The sequence below is a fragment of the Streptococcus sp. SM3 genome (assembly GCF_027497875.1).
The window spans coordinates 1-2,077 of record NZ_JAJNSA010000189.1 but is presented as its reverse complement, the minus strand read 5'-3'; the positions used below and the strand labels follow the sequence as shown (position 1 = coordinate 2,077).

Here is a 2,077-nt window from a genome sequence, read left to right as displayed (position 1 = left end):
ATATCGCTGTGAACAATGGTGTGATTACTGCAACCCTTAAAGATGGCTTCACTAAGTCACTTGGCGACGCTGAAAACACACAAATCATTGACACAACTAAATTCGAATTCGGACGTTACTACAAGTTCGACATCCCAACAACAGTGAAAGCTGATGTACCTGGTGGTGTGGATATTGAAAATACTGCGGCTCAAGTAGTGAACTACTACAACCCAACAACTAAGAAGGTTGAAAAACCAAGCAAACCAACTGAAAAACGTGTAAACAACGTTCCAGTTGAAGTAGAATTCAACTTCACTAAACGTTTGGAAGGCCGTGAGCTTAAAGCCAACGAATTCAGCTTCGTTCTTAAAGATTCAGAAGGTAAGACTCTTGAAACTGTAAGCAATGATGCATCTGGTAACGTTAAGTTCTCAGCTATGTCATTCAAGAAGGGTGACGAAGGTGTACACAACTACACAGTAGAAGAAGTTAAAGGAAGCGACGCAACCGTTACATACGATACAATGAAAGCGAATGTAACAGTCACAGTTAAACACGATGGTACTGCTAAAGTTCTTGTGGCAACTGTAGGCGACATTGCGGATAAAGAATTTAACAACCGTGTAACTCCTCCAGAAACTCCAGAATTCAATCCAGAAAAATATGTTCTAAACGAAAAAGAATTTGATTTGACTGGAACTTCATTATTAGATGATGATAAAGAGTTGGCAGACAAGTACGCAGATACCAATGCGAACCCATATGCGGACGATGCATCTAATAACGAAAAAGCGAATATCAATACTAAGACTGTTAAACCAAAAGATAAATTGGTTTACCAAGTATGGCTTGACACAACTAAGTTTGATGCAAACAACAAAGACAATATCCAATCAGTAGGAATCACAGATGACTACGATGAGGCAAAAGTCGACGTTGAAGCTTCAGCTATTAAAGCATACGATGGTAAGACTGGTGCGGATGTAACAGCTAAATTCGATATCGCTGTGAACAATGGTGTGATTACTGCAACCCTTAAAGATGGCTTCACTAAGTCACTTGGCGACGCAGAAAACACTCAAATCATTGACACAACTAAATTCGAATTCGGACGTTACTACAAGTTTGATATTCCAGCAACTGTTAAAGCGGATGTTAAAGGTGGAGTAGACATCGAAAATACTGCGGCTCAAGTAGTCAACTACTACAACCCAGTAAGCAAGACTGTTGAAAAACCAAACAAACCAACTGAAAAACGTGTAAACAGCGTACCAGTGCAAGTAGAATTCAACTTCACGAAACGTTTGGAAGGCCGTGAGCTTAAAGCTAACGAATTCAGTTTCGTTCTTAAGGATAAAGATGGTAAGACTCTTGAAACTGTGAAGAACGATGCATCTGGTAACGTTAAGTTCTCTAAACTTGAATTCAAGAAAGAACAAGTAGGCGAACACAAGTTCACAGTTGAAGAAGTGAAGGGTACTGACGGAACTGTCACTTACGATGCGATGAAAGCAGTAGTAACTGTAGAAGTTAAACATGACGGAACAGCGAAAGCTCTCATCACTAACGTAACAGATCCAGCAGACAAAGAGTTCAACAACCGTGTAACACCTCCAGAAACTCCAGAATTCAACCCAGAGAAATACATCTTGAACGAATCTAAATTCGATCTGACAGGTGTGAAACTTCTCGATGATGATAACGAGCTGGAACATAAAGTTGCGGACACCAATGCGAACCCATATGTGGACGGTACTGCCAACAACGAAGCTCAAAATATCAATACGAAGACACTTAAGAAAGGTGATAAAGTATACTACCAAGTATGGTTGGATACAACTAAATTCACTGAAGCACACAATATTCAATCTGTAGGTGTAACAGATAAATATGACAGTGCAAACTTGAATGTTAACGGAGCTGATATTAAAGCATACGACTCTGTAACAGGAGAAGATGTGACAGCTAAGTTTGATATCAAGGTTGAAAATGGTGTAATTACTGCAACTTCTAAAGCGGACTTGACTAAGTCACTTGGAGACGCGGAAAATACACAAGTCATCGACACAACTAAGTTGGCCTTTGGACGTTACTA

Annotated in this window: 1 protein-coding gene; it reads left to right on the top strand. The window is 39.8% G+C overall.

The genetic code is table 11. The features are described 5' to 3' along the window. Positions 1–2,077, top strand: a 2,077-nt coding sequence (locus tag PAN06_RS13950; protein WP_276593287.1) for an SspB-related isopeptide-forming adhesin, incomplete at both ends; no start/stop codon positions are given.